This is a genomic window from Metabacillus sp. KH_069 (assembly GCF_057838075.1).
The window spans coordinates 530,757-545,841 of sequence record NZ_CM174460.1 but is presented as its reverse complement, the minus strand read 5'-3'; the positions used below and the strand labels follow the sequence as shown (position 1 = coordinate 545,841).

The 15,085-nt window shown below is 43.0% G+C and carries 13 protein-coding genes and 1 pseudogene; 6 read left to right on the top strand and 8 right to left on the bottom strand.

The genetic code is table 11. From position 1 onward, the window contains the following. Positions 1–124: 124 nt before the first annotated feature. The 3 genes and pseudogenes from AC3ISE_RS02860 to AC3ISE_RS02850 form a co-directional block, all read right to left on the bottom strand. On the bottom strand, positions 125–775 hold the full coding sequence (locus tag AC3ISE_RS02860) for a DUF429 domain-containing protein (RefSeq protein ID WP_489222976.1): 651 nt from the start codon (positions 773–775) through the stop codon (positions 125–127). 13 nt (positions 776–788) lie between these two features. Next, positions 789–2,144 (bottom strand): FAD-binding domain-containing protein, encoded by a 1,356-nt coding sequence (locus AC3ISE_RS02855; RefSeq protein ID WP_489222975.1) that lies wholly within the window; start codon positions 2,142–2,144, stop codon positions 789–791. A 25-nt stretch (positions 2,145–2,169) separates the two neighbouring features. Further along, positions 2,170–2,543 (bottom strand): annotated as a pseudogene (locus AC3ISE_RS02850) (DnaJ family domain-containing protein). Positions 2,544–2,930: 387 nt separating this feature from the next. On the opposite strand from AC3ISE_RS02850, the gene AC3ISE_RS02845 reads away from it, so the two are divergent. Both AC3ISE_RS02845 and AC3ISE_RS02840 read left to right on the top strand, forming a co-directional pair. Then, the gene (locus AC3ISE_RS02845; RefSeq protein ID WP_489222974.1) at positions 2,931–3,329 is read left to right on the top strand and encodes a hypothetical protein; all 399 of its coding nucleotides are present in this window, start codon (positions 2,931–2,933) and stop codon (positions 3,327–3,329) included. A gap of 164 nt (positions 3,330–3,493) precedes the next feature. Further along, the gene (locus AC3ISE_RS02840; protein ID WP_489222973.1) at positions 3,494–5,359 is read left to right on the top strand and encodes a solute:sodium symporter family transporter; all 1,866 of its coding nucleotides are present in this window, start codon (positions 3,494–3,496) and stop codon (positions 5,357–5,359) included. 36 nt (positions 5,360–5,395) lie between these two features. Here AC3ISE_RS02840 and AC3ISE_RS02835 read toward each other — a convergent pair whose 3' ends face one another. After that, a complete protein-coding gene (locus AC3ISE_RS02835; RefSeq protein ID WP_489222972.1) occupies positions 5,396–6,190 on the bottom strand; it encodes a VOC family protein in 795 nt (264 codons plus the stop codon). 174 nt (positions 6,191–6,364) lie between these two features. Here AC3ISE_RS02835 and AC3ISE_RS02830 point away from each other — a divergent pair, with 174 nt between their 5' ends. Next, positions 6,365–7,636, top strand: a complete 1,272-nt coding sequence (locus tag AC3ISE_RS02830) for an MDR family MFS transporter (RefSeq protein WP_489222971.1) — start codon at positions 6,365–6,367, stop codon at positions 7,634–7,636. A gap of 23 nt (positions 7,637–7,659) precedes the next feature. Here the strand turns inward: AC3ISE_RS02830 and AC3ISE_RS02825 are convergent, their stop codons facing one another. Continuing rightward, positions 7,660–8,304 carry an MOSC domain-containing protein gene (locus tag AC3ISE_RS02825; protein WP_489222970.1) on the bottom strand — a complete coding sequence of 215 codons (645 nt, stop codon included), beginning with the start codon at positions 8,302–8,304 and terminating at the stop codon, positions 7,660–7,662. Positions 8,305–8,420: 116 nt separating this feature from the next. Between AC3ISE_RS02825 and AC3ISE_RS02820 the strand changes: the two genes are divergently transcribed. Further along, positions 8,421–9,875 (top strand): aldehyde dehydrogenase family protein, encoded by a 1,455-nt coding sequence (locus tag AC3ISE_RS02820; RefSeq protein ID WP_489222969.1) that lies wholly within the window; start codon positions 8,421–8,423, stop codon positions 9,873–9,875. A gap of 59 nt (positions 9,876–9,934) precedes the next feature. Beyond that, on the top strand, positions 9,935–10,201 hold the full coding sequence (locus AC3ISE_RS02815; protein ID WP_489222968.1) for a hypothetical protein: 267 nt from the start codon (positions 9,935–9,937) through the stop codon (positions 10,199–10,201). A 360-nt stretch (positions 10,202–10,561) separates the two neighbouring features. On the opposite strand, the gene AC3ISE_RS02810 is transcribed toward AC3ISE_RS02815, so the two are convergent. From AC3ISE_RS02810 to AC3ISE_RS02800, 3 genes are read right to left on the bottom strand one after another with little or no spacing between them, the layout of a single operon-like run. Next, the gene (locus AC3ISE_RS02810) at positions 10,562–11,773 is read right to left on the bottom strand and encodes an iron-containing alcohol dehydrogenase (RefSeq protein ID WP_489222967.1); all 1,212 of its coding nucleotides are present in this window, start codon (positions 11,771–11,773) and stop codon (positions 10,562–10,564) included. Continuing rightward, a complete protein-coding gene (locus AC3ISE_RS02805) occupies positions 11,773–13,320 on the bottom strand; it encodes an aldehyde dehydrogenase family protein (RefSeq protein WP_489222966.1) in 1,548 nt (515 codons plus the stop codon). The genes AC3ISE_RS02810 and AC3ISE_RS02805 overlap by 1 nt, the downstream gene beginning before the upstream one ends. A gap of 24 nt (positions 13,321–13,344) precedes the next feature. Beyond that, complete coding sequence (locus AC3ISE_RS02800) at positions 13,345–14,271, bottom strand: R2-like ligand-binding oxidase (RefSeq protein WP_489224247.1); 927 nt, start codon at positions 14,269–14,271, stop codon at positions 13,345–13,347. Between the two features lie 90 nt (positions 14,272–14,361). Between AC3ISE_RS02800 and AC3ISE_RS02795 the strand changes: the two genes are divergently transcribed. Then, positions 14,362–15,033, top strand: coding sequence for a response regulator transcription factor (locus tag AC3ISE_RS02795; RefSeq protein ID WP_489222965.1), 672 nt, complete (start codon positions 14,362–14,364; stop codon positions 15,031–15,033). The last annotated feature ends 52 nt before the right edge of the window (positions 15,034–15,085 follow it).

The window sequence follows — 15,085 nt, the reverse complement described above, 5'->3', positions numbered from 1 at the left end:
GCCCGTTTTTTCAATCGCCTGCAGCAGGTTTGTGCCCGCTCACGCTGTTTTCCGGCCATTCATCCAGATACATCCAATTCCGAGAACAAAAAGAGGCCACGCTCTTTTAAGCGTGGCCGAATAATCAGCAGCAAAAATCAAACGGGTGAAATGGAGGGGATGCAGGCACATTCAACTTGGGAGTATGAACAGGATCTCCCCAGTGCCATGCGGCAAGGACAGCTGCACATGCGTCCAGCCCATGATTTGTATCAGCTGCATCAGCAGTTATTCCCTCCAGCCCCCATTCCTTAAAATAAGGAATGAGATGAAGCCTTGATTCTTCATTCTTTTTATAAGTAAGAGCAAGGTGGCGGTCTTCTTCCTTCAGCCTGAGCCCCAAAGCAGCTCCAGGATGAACTTCAACAATGGATGCCGTCAGGTTCTGCAGAGATCTGCTTAGTCCGATTCCTCTCATAGTCAGATACACCATTCGATGAAAGGTTGGCGCCATGATGGAGCCATGATACAATCCAGCCGCTTTAATTGCATTTCTTATCTCTTTATCTGAGGGACGATCTCCGCCTCCGTCCTGATAGGATAATGGAGCATCGATTCCTACTATGACCTCTTCTCCGCAAGAAGAAAGAGCTGCAATTGTTTCAATGATCTTTCTGTCACTATTATTAAAGGCAAGATTCTGAAGGCTAAGGACATTCCCTTCCCTCTTAAAAATCGCCATTGCTGTATCCCGATGATTTGCGGGTCCGGCTAAATCTATTCCTACTACGTGCAAAAGAAATCTCCTTTCACAAATCAAATTTCAATTGTTCATGGTCCGATGCCTTTACAGAACGTGCGGCCATGCCAGACTTGGATTTTCTTGCTGCCTGATTCGCTTTCTTCACATCCACGGCCGGTGCCTGATAGTCTAAGTGGAAAAAACCCGGATAATGCCAAGGCTCATGGATATGTTTAGCAGGTACATTTGAAAGACTCGGCAAGTATCTCTTGATAAAAATACCGTCTGTATCTTCTTTTTTCCCTATTTTCACGGGATCCTGAACTTTCTGCGACATCTTTTGAATTTGATGAACATGAATGATAGGCTCATAGTCCAGAAAAAGGGAAGCTAGTGCATCCGCGCACATTTGCACGTTCAGTGAAAGCGTATTAACGGCAAATGAAACAAGCATGCCTCGATATTTCGATGGAATCCAGCCCGTTTTATGAAGACAATTCATTGCTGCATCTATCATGGGAATCCCGGTTTCTCCATTAAACCATCTCAAAAACAAATCATCTTTTTCAAATGGAATATGCTCAGATTCAAGAACATTTCCCTGCTCAATCAGCTTCCACCGTTCCTTAAGACGCTCCTGAAAAGATGTTAATTGTTTCACAAGAAACAAATTATCACAATTTTCTATCTTTATCGACGTTTTTTGGACGACTGTCCGAAACGAAATGTTTCCCCATGCCAAATATGGCGAAAGTCTGCTTGAAGATACCGTTGACTGAAGAAGGTTGGACCCATTCTCTTCATAGGATTGACACCGCTCCTGCAAAAAGGTTTCAAGCGTTTCAACTGCCTGCTGTTCGCCGCCCTGCTGACCAAATCTGATTGGATCGCCTGAAACAGAAAATGATCCCAGTTTATTAGCACCCATGTTAAAGCTTGCCGGAAAATCTTCTGGTGCCCGAATTTGTTCAGGACTTCTGACAGGTTCACTCTGGCGAAGTTCATTCCATCTTTCCTGAAATTTTCTCCCGCTGTTTTTTTCATTAACGGGATACTCCAAAAACCTGAGGCCTCTCTCATTCATCCATTCTCTCACTCTGGCATTCCTCTCAAGTGCTGCACTCCCCGCCTTTTCTTCATGAGCATACAAAGTGAATTTGCCGTATGTTTTAAAGATTGCAGAAAGTGCCTCTTCCATTTCTCCAATATAAGTGAATAAGCTGCCTCCTCTATCTTCCAACGCATTCTGCAGGTCGTCCAAGCTTTCGCGCACGAACTGAAAGTGCCTTGCAGAATAGTCTTCTCCTGACCATATAGACGGTTCGGCTGCATACATCGGGAGCACTTCCCCATATAAAGCGGCATCAGCAAACGGCTTATGATCAGCTATTCTTAAATCACGTTTAAACCAGACGACGTTCATGAAATCACTCCATCATCGATGTCTATTAGGACCATTTCGAGTAAATTTTATCCTTATAAAAAGCAGAGGCTCTTGAACTGAAAGTATTTCGCTTCTTCAATATTTTATCAAGCTGAAAGGCTTTCTCGTTCAGCTGCACCTGCAGCTTCTCTTTCTCCATTTCATCCGGACATTGGGCAAGAAGCTGTTCTAGTGTATGAATCGCTTTTTTCAGCTCGATGTCTTCGTCCATCATATTCGCGTTTTTCATCATTTTATAGGACATCCGGAGCTCAGGCGGGATATGGGACAAATCTTCAAGCTCGGCAGCGGCTTTCCCATGCCGGGAAGCTGTTTAAATTCGCCATCTTTTATCGCTTGTTTTATTTTATCTTCCGACAGAATCGTGAAAAGATCCATTCTTAACCCTCCCTAACATCTTTTGCTGTGTTCGCAAAGATTGTTTGCAATTACAAATGTTGTCCGTTCCTTTCCGCTCCAGGAACTTGCTTTCCGCGGGGAGGGTGGGAGCCTCCTCGGCATGCCTGCGGGGTCTCCCATTTCCCTCTATTTCCCGCAGGAGTCAAGTTCCTTCCGCTGCAATCCACTAAAGGTTTTAAACATCTATTCTAAAAGCAACAAAGGTTACGAAAAGAGCCAAATCCTTCTTTAAATTAGGTTACACAATCAGCTTCATTATTCCTTCTTAAAATATAGATGTTTCATGACAAAGAATCAAACAAACGTTCTACAGCCAGGCTGTGCAGGCATACAATTTAGAATCACAAGTAAAATGGAGGCATCCAAATGAGCGATTCAAAAACATTTCAGATTCCTGAAGAAATGGTTGCACGTTATGCTTCGTTAAATGAGAAGGCGAAGAAAATAGATGAGGAACTTGCAGAGATGAAAAAAATCTTCAATTCCTTTTTCGATCATACGCACGGAAAGCTCTGCAAAGGCGAAGAGAGAATCGGTGATTACAAGATTCAAAGGCAAATCCGGCACTCAGAGCAATATCACCCCGAGAAAACAGTCAAGGTATTAGAAGATTTAAACTTAACGGACTGTATTATTTCAGTAAAACAACCTGATAAGCAAAAAATTGATGCTGCTCTTACACTTGGCATGCTTTCTCCTGATGAATTAAAAGACTGTCTGATCAGAAAAAGCTCTCAGGCAATTGTGGTTAAGCCAATTAAATAAGCTCTAAGTAAAAAGTCTGATTTAATAAAATAGTCAGACTTTTTATTCGTCCGTTTTTCCCATCTTCTATTATTTTAGGTTTATGTTTTAAAAAATAAGGTTATTTAATGGTTAGTCATTTATTCTAGAAAACTATTATTTTATATTTTAGGAGGAAAACATATATGGGAGGAATTTGGTTTACGCTCTTATCCTGTGCATTTTTCATGGGTCTTGTTGCTTGGATTTCCTATTTGAAAACGAAAGGCGGAAACGAAGATTCACAAGGCTATTTTCTTGCAGGAAGAGGATTAACCGGAGGCTTTATTGCCGGGTCGCTGCTGCTGACAAATTTATCTGCTGAACAGCTTGTCGGTTTAAATGGACAAGCCTACCGGACGAACCTGTCGAATATGGCATGGGAAGTTACGTCTGCTTTTGCCATTGTTGTCATGGCTCTCTATCTGCTTCCAAAGTACCTTGGAGGAAGCTTTACAACGCTTCCGGAATTTTTAAGCAAGCGGTTTGACGAAGGCGTGAGAAGATATACCGTTATTTTATTTATGCTTGGCTACATACTGGTAACGATTCCATCTATGCTCTACTCAGGGGCGTTAGCGGTTCTGCAAATGTTTGATGTGCCTGATCTTTTTGGCATCTCCTATATTCAGTCGATCTGGCTTGTCATTTGGATCATCGGCATAATCGGTGCTGTTTATGCTATTTTCGGCGGATTAAAAGCTGTTGCTGTATCCGACACATTAAATGGGATCGGGCTGCTTATCATCGGTATTTTAGTTCCTGTTTTAGGATTTATAACTCTTGGAAATGGGAATATGCTTGATGGCATGAAAGAAATCACGACATCCAATCCCGAGAAGCTCAACGCCATCGGCTCTAAAGAAGACTCTGTCCCCTTCGGAACGATCTTCACAGGCATGATTTTCGCAAACTTGTTTTACTGGGCTTCCAATCAATACGTCATTCAGCGCACCCTTGGCGCCAAAAATCTTGCTGAAGGACAAAAAGGGGTTATCTTATCAGGATTTTATAAACTTTTAATTCCTGTTTTTATGATGCTTCCAGGAGTTATTGTCTTTCATCAGTACGGTGACAGCCTGAAATCCGTTGATCTTGCATATCCTACATTGATTGCAGATGTATTGCCGGCTTACTTATCAGGCTTTTTCCTCGCAGTATTGCTCGGTGCGGTTTTCAGTTCATTTAATTCGTTATTGAATAGTGCTGCCACGATGTTTGCCCTTGATATTTATAAAGTGCAATTCAATCCGAAGGCTGATGATAAAAAACTCATCAGTGTCAGCAAATTGTTCGGTACACTGCTTGCAGTTGTTGCGTTATTTGTTTCTCCTCTTCTCATGTACGCACCGGATGGATTATGGGATTTAATCCGAAAGTTCACTGGCTTTTTCAATATCCCGATTATTACAATTGTCCTTGTCGGCCTTTTATCCAAATTTGTTCCTGCTGCTGCAGCTAAAGCCGTGATTATTTTTCACGTCATCACTTACTACATGCTTGTGTGGGGCACGAACCACCTCTTTGGATTTACGGTAGATATTCACTTCATTCACATCTATGCGATACTTTTCTTTATCGAAGTGTTTATGATGCTTATTATCGGAATGATTAAACCAAGAGAAGAAGCTTATATTTATAAAACCGAAGCTTCAGTTAATATGATGCCATGGAAATATACGATTCCAACATCTATTATTCTATTATCTCTAGTTTGCGCAACTTACATTGTCTTTTCGCCTATAGGCCTCGCTTATGCGGAGGGAATTGTATCACCCGCATTCTTGCCTGCTGTAGTTGGACTTTTCATTGTAACAGCTATTCTTGTGGCTGCTTCACTCAAACACTGGAACCGGAAATATGAAGAGTACCTGACTAAAGAACATAAAAGAAAAACATTTAAATTAAGGCGTCCAAATCGTCTATCTAATAAGCTGAATCCTGTCTATATTAAATACAAACTTAAGACTTTATCTCCAAAACTGAACAAAGATCAACAATTGTACGAATAAACAAAAGATCCGCCTCCTAATTAGGAAGCGGATCTTTTATTTATACATGGCGCCGAAAATCTGATAGTAGGATTTAAAAACCGGCGGATTAAACTCTACCAGGTATGGTCCTTCGCCTTTTTTCTCCAGCATTTGCTTTACGATGCCTGCTCCGGATGCTTCTGTAAAGATGAGCTGAAAGGATTCAAGCTTGATGGCATAGCTTCTCGATCTCCACTCATCATTTACCGTTTCCTCTCCCCTTGGAAGATCAAAATATTTTCTCCATTTAGTAACGGCGGAATTTAAATCTTTTACGATATAGTGCACTTTTGAAATGGACACGTCCAGGTTCAGGTCCGACAATGCCCCGTTCTTATGTAAATCCTGTTTCCGTTCATCATCTGTCTGATTCCATTGAATAAAAAAAGGCAGCGGACAGTCTTCATCGCTTTGCTGAATAAAAAGCATTTTCCATTCTAATAGGCTGCCGTCTTCTCTTTTTCTGCTGGCTTCAATGACTTCACCTGTTTCAAGCCCTTTTTCATTAAGTTCTTCTCTTACTGCCTCAATTCGGTCTGTCCGAATCGCTATCTGGCCTAATCCCTCAGCAGGCTGCTTTAACAGGCGGTGAATCAGCGGATTCTTTGTGCCGTTAGCTTTTTTACGGTCTTCGACAGCAAGAAACTCCAAATAAGCCAGATCACTGAAATAACATAAGCTGTTGTGAGATCCCCAGTTTTCATGACGCCCCCCCATAACAGCCTGTAAGTCTTGTTTGATAAACATGTTTGCTGCTTCTAGAGGATGTCTGTCTATAAAATGTACGATATGATCAAGTTTGAATTCCATAGATTCACTCCTTTTCTTCACGATATCACTATGATTCTATAAAATGTGCAAAACGGTCTTTCATTAAAAACTATCATCTCTCCCATGTATTCACAAGCATGAATACGTTGCTCTTCTATTCAGCTGAGAGGTATCATAGAGAAGGTGTGATTTTGAAAAAGCGAGGATAACAGCATGAGACTCAGGGATTGGGACCGAAATTTAAAAATACGCTTATTTGGCGAAGCGCTGATGAATATTACATATTGGATGTTTTTCCCGTTTTTGACGATTTATTTTGCGGAGGAATTCGGGAAAGAACAGGCAGGATTCTTGCTTGTATTTTCACAGATTTTTTCAGTTATGGCTAATTTAATGGGAGGCTACTGCGCGGATCGTTTCGGAAGAAAAAAAATGATGGTGCTGTCTGCTGTTGGACAGGGTCTGTCGTTTCTTACGTTTGCTCTATCCGTTTCGCCTTGGTTTGAAGCTCCATTGCTTGGTTTTATCTGCTTTGCGTTTGCAGGAGTTTTCGGGTCCTTTTACTGGCCGGCCAGCCAGGCCATGATTGCAGATGTCGTAGAAGAAAAAGACCGCAGCAATGTGTTTGCCGTTTTCTACACATCCATTAATCTCGCAGTTGTTATTGGCCCGATTTTAGGTGCCATTTTCTATGTGAATTATTTCTTTGAATTATTAGTGTTCGCAGGATTCGTTTGTTTCTTGCTTGCAGGGCTGTTATTTCTGTGGACTCGGGAAACCGCGCCTACAACTGGCAGCAAGCTTGCCATCGGTTCTAAGTGGTATGAATTTCTGCTTCATCAAATACGGGAGTACAAGATTATTTTCAGGGATAAAGCTTTTCTGCTTTATATCGGTGCAGGCGTGCTTGCAGCTCAAACCTTTATGCAGCTTGATATGCTGATTCCTGTGTATACAAAAGAAACCGTGCAAAACGCGCAGTTGTTCTCTCTTGGAGATTGGTCCGTCTCTCTTGGCGGTGAGCAGGCTTTCGGGTTTCTGCTGTCAGAAAACGGCTTGCTTGTAGCCATTCTGACAATATCCGTGACAAAGTGGATGACAGCTTATAACGAAAGGAACGTTTTCATCCTGTCCTCTGTCTTATATGGAGTCTCGATTTTCCTTTTTGGCCAGTTCGGCTTTATCTGGGGTCTTATTTTCGCTATGGCGCTCTTTACATTTGCGGAATTGATGACAGCAGGATTGCAGCAAAGCTTCGTCTCAAAGCTTGCACCTGAACACATGCGCGGACAATACTTTGCGGCAGCCAGTCTCAGGTATACCATAGGGCGGACGATTGCCCCGCTTTCCATCCCGATGACGGTCTGGTTTGGTTTTCAATGGACCTTTGCCATACTGGGGATTCTAGCATTGGCAAGTGCGCTTCTCTATTGGATGATGTTTTCAGTTTATGAGAAAAAAAGTACGGCTGGCACACGGTCTTAAGTCCGTGTGCTTTTTCCTGTTCTCTACAGCCTTTTTTCAAACGAAGATCTCCAGCTGTCTGACAATGCTTTTACTTCTAGGATTCTCTTTATTGCCTCTGTATTTTGTTTATCGTGGTATTTTATTTGATTGGCAGCCGTAATGGAAACACCGTTTGCTTGTGATTCTATCAGCTCTAACCCATCTTCTTTGCTGACTCTGCCTTCTTTCAAAACACGGAAATAAAAACCGGTGAACTTCGTATTCTGAATTTGGACAGGCAGATCTTTCACCTGATGCTTCATCGCAAGCTTAAAACACGGCTGGCGCGGCTGGCTTACTTCTACTATTGCTTCTCCAAATTGAAAGACATCGCCAAGAAAGACATTTTCTTCGGTCAGTCCCCTGATTGTGAGATTTTCTCCGAAAGCTCCCGGCTCTAATTGTACACCCAGGGCATCTTCCCAATAAGAATAATGATCAAATGAATACACGCAAACGGCTTTGTCCTCTCCTCCATGATGCACGAGATCTGCCTGGCCGTCTCCTTCTAAATTCGTTTTTGACAGAAAAAGCGGATGCTCCACAGGCTCCTTATAGATTCCTGTTTGAATTTCCCTTCCGTTATATAAAACCTTTTTTGGCTGGCCAACGTTCAGTGATTCCAATAAATATTTTTTATTTTTCATATTGTCCCTCCTGTCTTTCATTATTTTCCCATAAAAAACGTTTGAACACATTTAAAAGTTTTAGATCCTTTACCCAACGGGAATATTACGTGAGTACACAGATAGGAGGAACAAAAATGAACAACTATACAAAACAATTTATCAACGGTGAGTGGATCAATGGATCCAGCGATAAAACAATTAAAAATATAAATCCGTATAATGGTGATTTGATCAATGAATTTAATTCTGCAGATGAAGGAGACCTTGACCGCGCTTATCTGGCAGCAGAGCAGTCTCAAAAAGAGTGGGATGCCACGCTGCCGCAGGAAAAACAGGTGATTCTGGACAAGGTTGCTCAGGCTTTAACAGAACGAAAAGAAGAAATAATCGATCTGCTCGTTCATGAGTCCGGCAGCACTAAAGTGAAGGCTGAAGTTGAATGGGCTGCAACACTTCGCATCGTTAAAGAAGCAAGCACTTTCCCTTACCGCATGGAAGGAAAAATTTTGCCTTCTAATATCCCAGGAAAAGAAAATAGAGTCTACCGGACAGCCAAAGGAGTCATCGGAGTCATCGGACCATGGAACTTCCCTCTGCACCTGGCAATGCGCTCAGTTGCACCCGCTCTTGCTGCCGGGAATACGGTTGTGATTAAGCCTGCTTCCGAAGCACCGATCACATCCGGATTTTTAATCGGCGAGCTTTTTGAAAAGGCCGGTGCGCCTAAAGGTACGGTAAATGTAGTGGCAGGCAGAGGCTCTGAGATTGGCGATGCTTTCATTGAGCATCGTGTTCCTAAACTAATCTCATTTACCGGCTCAACAGAGGTAGGCCGCCATATCGGCGAGCTTGCAGGAAAGCATTTGAAGGATACAGCTTTAGAGCTTGGGGGAAACAATGTCATGGTTGTCCTCACAGATGCCGACCTTGAGAAAGCGGCGGAATCTGCAGCTTTCGGCAAGTTCCTCCATCAGGGTCAAATATGTATGGCGCTTAACCGCATCATTGTGGAAGAAAGTGTTCATGATGAATTCGTCGAACTTTTCAAAGAAAAAGTCAGCATGCTGCAAGCAGGAGATCCAGCCGATTCAAAAACTGTCGTCGGACCGCTGATTAATCATGATCAAATTGAGAGAATCCAAAAAGATCTTGAAGAGAGTCTTGAAGCTGGTGCTGAAAAGATTTTCGGAGGAGAAATTGACGGCAATGTAATGCATCCGGTCATCCTGACAAACGTGAAAAACGACATGCCTATTGCCAAAAATGAAATCTTTGGTCCTGTCGCTCCTATTCTTAAAGCAAAAAATGAAGCAGAAGCAATTGAGCTTGCGAATGCGTCTCCATATGGTCTGAGCGGCTCCGTTTTCACAAAGGATCTTCACCATGGTGTCTCTGTCGCAAAACAAATTGAAACAGGGATGATTCACATCAATGATCAATCAGTGAACGATGAAGCACACGTTGCCTTCGGCGGAGAAAAAGACTCAGGCCTCGGCCGTTTCGGCGGCGAATGGGCGCTTGATAAATTTACAACGGTCAAATGGATCGGTGTACAGGAAAAAGACAGAAGCTACCCTTTCTTTAATTAAAAAACACCTTCATCCTAATTTATGGTACATTCAAAGTATCAATGAATGCAGGTGATGAAATGAACAACTCTTCAAAAATTGGATTATTCTTTATTGCTGTGGCAGCTTTTCTTTATGCAGCGAAGCATCTCACAGCAGCTGTTATGATTTCAAACATTAACTCGGTGAACACCAATTACTTTGGCGGCGGATATGATTCGATTGAAACAGGAATCACTATTTGGACAGCAGCTGCGCTGATTGTCGGAGTTATTTGTTTGGCACTGGGTCAATGGGATTCAGTTAGTAGGAAGATTTTATATAAGAAGAGAGATCAGGAGATTTAAAAGGATACACAGGAAAACGGATACTAAAAACTCACAGCGGTTTAGTATCCGTTATTTATTGGTAATTGTATTTCTTATGAGTTGGCGGCTTTTTGGCAATTTGTTAGTACCTAAAATCCGGGTATCATAGACACTATAAGATTACCTAAAAACCATGAAAAGTGGCTGTCCGATAAGTCCCTAAAATAAAGCATGCAGGAAAAACAATGTTATTTCCTGCATGCTTTTTCTGTAGGCTCTTTTCGTAAACTTTGTTGTTTTTAGACTCCATGTTAAAAACATTAAGTGGATTGCAGCGGAAAGGAACGGACAAAATTTATAATGGAAAACAGACTTTCTGGACAGCCCTTAGGCTACTTATCATTTCACCCCCGCAGGCACAACCTTTTGACTAATGGTATAAATCAATTCAGGCGGCATCGGGAAAGATACAGCTGCCGGATCAAGCGCAACAGCCGGAATGACTTTCTCTAAATCCTCTTCTGAAATGCTGTAGTCTGAAAAGTCAGCAGGAAGTCCCGCTTTATGCTGAAGCAGCTTGATTTTATCAATGACTTTATTTAATACTACCGGTGCGTCTTCGTTCTTCGCTTCTACATTCAGTGCTTCAGCCAGCTGATGTATTTTTGGCAGGTACAACGATGGGATTCCCTCCATAACAGCAGGCAAAAAGACGGCATTTGCAAGGCCATGCGGGATGCGGAACATCGCGCCATAGGCATGTGCGAAATTATGAACGGGTATTGCATTCAGGGCAAAGCTGAACGCTGTAATTCCCATTAAACTTGCATGAAGCATGTCCATTCTCGCTCGAAGGTTCTCGCCGTCTGCAACAACAGTCAGCAGATTCTTTTCAATTAGCCGAACGGCGTGCAGGGCATAAGCATCTGTCAGCGCAGTTGCATTTGGCGATGCGAATGCCTCAATTGCATGTGTGAGAGCATCAAAACCTGTAAACGCTGTAATAGTTGAAGGCAATCCAACTGTCAGGTCAGGATCAAGGACTGCGATATCCGCACTGATAAATGGATTGATGATGTTTGTCTTCAGTTTCAATTCTTCGTTGTAGATTACCGCAATCGGAGAGACTTCAGATCCCGTGCCTGCTGTCGTCGGTATAGCAATATGCGGAATCGGAATGTGGGCTGCTTCAGGAAAAGATTCCATTAAAAAGCCGCCGGGGATGGCGTCATTAATATTCGTCAGCCCTTTATGCAGACAGTACTTTACGCCTTTAACTGTATCCAGGACACTTCCGCCGCCAACTGCAAGCAATGCATCTGCACCAACCTCCCTTGCATAGCGGACAGCATCGTTTACACAGCTGCTTTCTGCATCCTGCTTAATATCGAGATAGATACCTGCAAGTTCAGGCCCATTACCATGTGTGGTTAATTCAAAGATTTGTGCCGTCTTTTCGACAACTCCCGCTTTTTCAAGACCGCGATCACTGAAAAGAACCACTCTTTTTGCACCAAGACCTCTGAACAGATCAGGCACCATTGCCCTTGTATTCGATCCGCTGTAGATGCCGGAGCGCAGCATGAACTGTGAAAAAGTTGTTGTCAGCATCAGTCTTCACCTCTATCCGTTTGATTTTTTTCAGAAAACAAAATACCGTACCAGTTTCGCTTATGAAGATCAGATACCATTGATGTGTGAACATGTTTTACTTGTGTATAAGCATCAAGGGAATGCTTGCCCATTTCACGGCCGATTCCGCTTTGCTTGTAGCCTCCAAAAGGCGCATCATTGCGGAGCATGTGCCAGTCATTGATCCAGACAACTCCTGCCTGAAGCTTTCTTGCAGCAGCATACGCTTTGTTGACATCCCTTGTCCAGACACCTGCTGCCAATCCATAGATTGTGTCATTTGCGAGTCTGATTGCTTCTTCTTCATCCGAATATTTGATAATAGATAAAACAGGTCCAAAGATTTCTTCTTGAGCAATTTTCATTTCATTGGTCACGTTTGTGAAAATGGTCGGTTCAATGAATGATCCTCCCTCACATCCAGGGACAGTTACTTCTTTTCCTCCGCATACGAGTGTGGCTCCTTCTTCTAAACCAGACTGAATGTAGGCAAGAATCGAATCTTTTTGCTTTTTAGAAATAATAGGACCCACATCTGTTGATGCTTCAAGCGGGTTTCCAAGCTGCAATTTCTTTGTCAGTGCAAGCAGCCCTTCCACAATTTCATCATGCATGCTCTCAGGCACAAACAAGCGGGTTCCTGATTCGCACAGCTGCCCGGAGTGCAGGAAAACTCCGAATAAACTTCCTGGTAAAGCAAGTGAAAGATCGGCATCTTCAAAAATAATATTCGGCGATTTCCCTCCAAGCTCAAGTGTTGTGTTTTTAACCGTTTCAGCGGCAAGCTTCATGATACTGCGGCCAACTTCAGTTGATCCGGTAAACGCCACTTTATCGACTTTGGGATGACAGACAAGTGCTTCACCAGTCTCTGCTCCAGGCCCAGATACGACATTGATGACTCCAGGCGGAACAACTTTCGAAATAATTTCTGCAAGTTTTAATGTAGATAAAGGCGTATAGCTTGCTGGCTTAATGACCAAGGTATTTCCCATTGCAAGTGCAGGGGCTATTTTCCATGCGGCAATCAGCATCGGCATATTCCATGGTGTAATCGCCGCACAAACTCCGATTGGCTCTCTCCAGATGAAATTGTGAGCAGGGCCCGGAAACGGCGGATTTGGCAGCGTTTCAGAGTATGGATAATCCAGCACAAATTTGCCGAACGTCTGAAATAGGTCGGCCATTTGCAGAATATCATTTGACGTAATGCGCCTGATTGTTCCTCCAGAACTAATGCACTCTAAAAACGCGAGCTCTTCCGCATGCTGAATGATCTGATATGCTATCGCATTCAGCACCTTTAAACGTTCTTTCGGCTTCATGCTTTTCCATTCAGTATGATCAAATGCGTGCCTTGCTGCAAGCACCGCTTTGTCCACATCCTCTTTCGTTCCCTTTGCTGCCTTTGCAGCGAGTTCTCCTGTTGCAGGATTGAAAATATCAAACGTTTCTCCAGAAACCGACTCTTCCCACTTCCCATTAATAAACAGCGGCAGGGTTAGGACATCTACATTTACACTCATGATTCTTCCTCCTCTAAAAGTCGATTAAACAACGCCAACCTCGTATTCTGTCATTCGGTAAATCTCTTCCATCCTCTTTCCTCGCGCCCTTGCAAGAATATCCATGCGGACAGAGAGCTGTCTCATTGTGAAGGCCATCGTTTCATCAATGGTATGGCCGAAGGCATTTTGCTCACCTTCTATGCCTTCCTTATTCAGTTTGATTGCATATGGAGTCAGCTGCTTCATTTTTTCTGAAACGAGATCAAAAATATGCTCATGCTCGCTGATCAGGCGCTGCAGCAGGAAGGTGCCGTAGCCGATATGCCTTGATTCATCCTTTTTCAAAAGCCCTACTCCTTGTAACAATCCCGGCATAATGCCTGCTTCCTCAAGCGACCTGTAAAAAGAGAAATAACCTGTTTCAGCGAGAACACCTTCCACAAACATGTTGTAGACAGTGGATGCTTCAGCTATCGCTTCAGGGGATTGATCATGGATGAGACGATCCATCGTCTGCGGCAGCAGCTCATAAAAAATCGTTTTATAAGTGTCTGTGTGGTAGATTGAGAGATCACCTGTTTCGCCAATGGCATTGAGAGCCAAACGGAAAAACTCGGTATGCTTTGCTTCTTCAAACAGAAACGTTGTCAAATACATTTCTTCTTCAAGACGCCCTTCTTTTGCAATGGCCATCATAAGCGGCAGCAAATCAAGCGTTACTGCTTCCTCTCCTGCCTGAAATTGCGAGATGAGCCGAAGAACTTCGTTTCTCTGCGCGTCGCTTAGACTCTTCCAATCTTTTGTATCTTGTGTAAAATCAATATCTGACGGATTCCAAATCCCAAATCGCTTCGCCTTCTGAAAGAGCCGGTACGGCAGTAACTCTTCATTAATACCTCTGCTGCTTGTCGTAATGATTTCGCGTTTGTTCATCGTTCCCTCCTGATTTGAATTATTTTTAAATGCGATGCCCTTATATTTGTAAGTGCTTACATATTTATTTTACAATGAGAGATGAAGGTGAAATAGTACTGAAAAGGTAGGGGAGGAAATTGTCGAATGCTAGATGCTAGAGTAAGAGAATATATTCGTGAAGCTTCCCAAATTCACGATTTTACGAAAAGGACCGAGAGGATGGTCCTCGGCTGTGTTCAGTTTTTCCCTTTCAAGCGCGCTGCAATTTTTACATACTCATCCTTCAGTTATGTAGGAGAAGGCTTAATTCAGGCAGACAAAGAAAAAATCACATCCATGCACTGGATAAAAGAAGACGTCCGCTACATCCCGCCAGTATACAATGCCCTTAAGAATAATCAGCTTCAGCTCATTGACCTCACACAAAGCAACGTTCCTTTTCCAGAAAAGTACATCAATCAATTTAAGCTGTCCACCCTTGCCATCATTCCGATCAGCAGCTCGAATAACGTGATAGGCTGCGTTCTTGCCGACCAGTATACAGGCAGGAGGCAATCTATTAGAAGTCATGTAGAGCAGCTGTCTTACTACTTCCAGGAATTTATCTCGCACAATTCTAATCGTATTCTAAGCAAACGGGAAACCGAAGTCCTTCAGCATCTGGCAAATGGCTATTGCATGAAAGAAATGGCTGAACACATGAAAATCAGCGAATTTACTGTGCGTGATTATTTAAGTGCGGTGATCCGGAAATTAGGGGTGAAGCACCGCGCCGAGGCTGTTGCGGTAGGACTCAGGAAAGGCATTATCCACTAAAAAGCCCGCTGCCTTTTATTTGCGCGGGCGCATGTACTAGAGTTTGTCCTTC

Excerpts from the sequence above, each read along its gene's own strand:
- AC3ISE_RS02855 (WP_489222975.1), bottom strand. The coding sequence starts at position 2,144 with ATGAACGTCGTCTGGTTTAAACGTGATTTAAGAATAGCTGATCATAAG.
- AC3ISE_RS02845 (WP_489222974.1), top strand. The coding sequence starts at position 2,931 with ATGAGCGATTCAAAAACATTTCAGATTCCTGAAGAAATGGTTGCACGT.
- AC3ISE_RS02840 (WP_489222973.1), top strand. The coding sequence starts at position 3,494 with ATGGGAGGAATTTGGTTTACGCTCTTATCCTGTGCATTTTTCATGGGT.
- AC3ISE_RS02835 (WP_489222972.1), bottom strand. The coding sequence starts at position 6,190 with ATGGAATTCAAACTTGATCATATCGTACATTTTATAGACAGACATCCT.
- AC3ISE_RS02830 (WP_489222971.1), top strand. The coding sequence starts at position 6,365 with ATGAGACTCAGGGATTGGGACCGAAATTTAAAAATACGCTTATTTGGC.
- AC3ISE_RS02825 (WP_489222970.1), bottom strand. The coding sequence starts at position 8,304 with ATGAAAAATAAAAAATATTTATTGGAATCACTGAACGTTGGCCAGCCA.
- AC3ISE_RS02820 (WP_489222969.1), top strand. The coding sequence starts at position 8,421 with ATGAACAACTATACAAAACAATTTATCAACGGTGAGTGGATCAATGGA.
- AC3ISE_RS02815 (WP_489222968.1), top strand. The coding sequence starts at position 9,935 with ATGAACAACTCTTCAAAAATTGGATTATTCTTTATTGCTGTGGCAGCT.
- AC3ISE_RS02810 (WP_489222967.1), bottom strand. The coding sequence starts at position 11,773 with ATGCTGACAACAACTTTTTCACAGTTCATGCTGCGCTCCGGCATCTAC.
- AC3ISE_RS02805 (WP_489222966.1), bottom strand. The coding sequence starts at position 13,320 with ATGAGTGTAAATGTAGATGTCCTAACCCTGCCGCTGTTTATTAATGGG.
- AC3ISE_RS02795 (WP_489222965.1), top strand. The coding sequence starts at position 14,362 with ATGCTAGATGCTAGAGTAAGAGAATATATTCGTGAAGCTTCCCAAATT.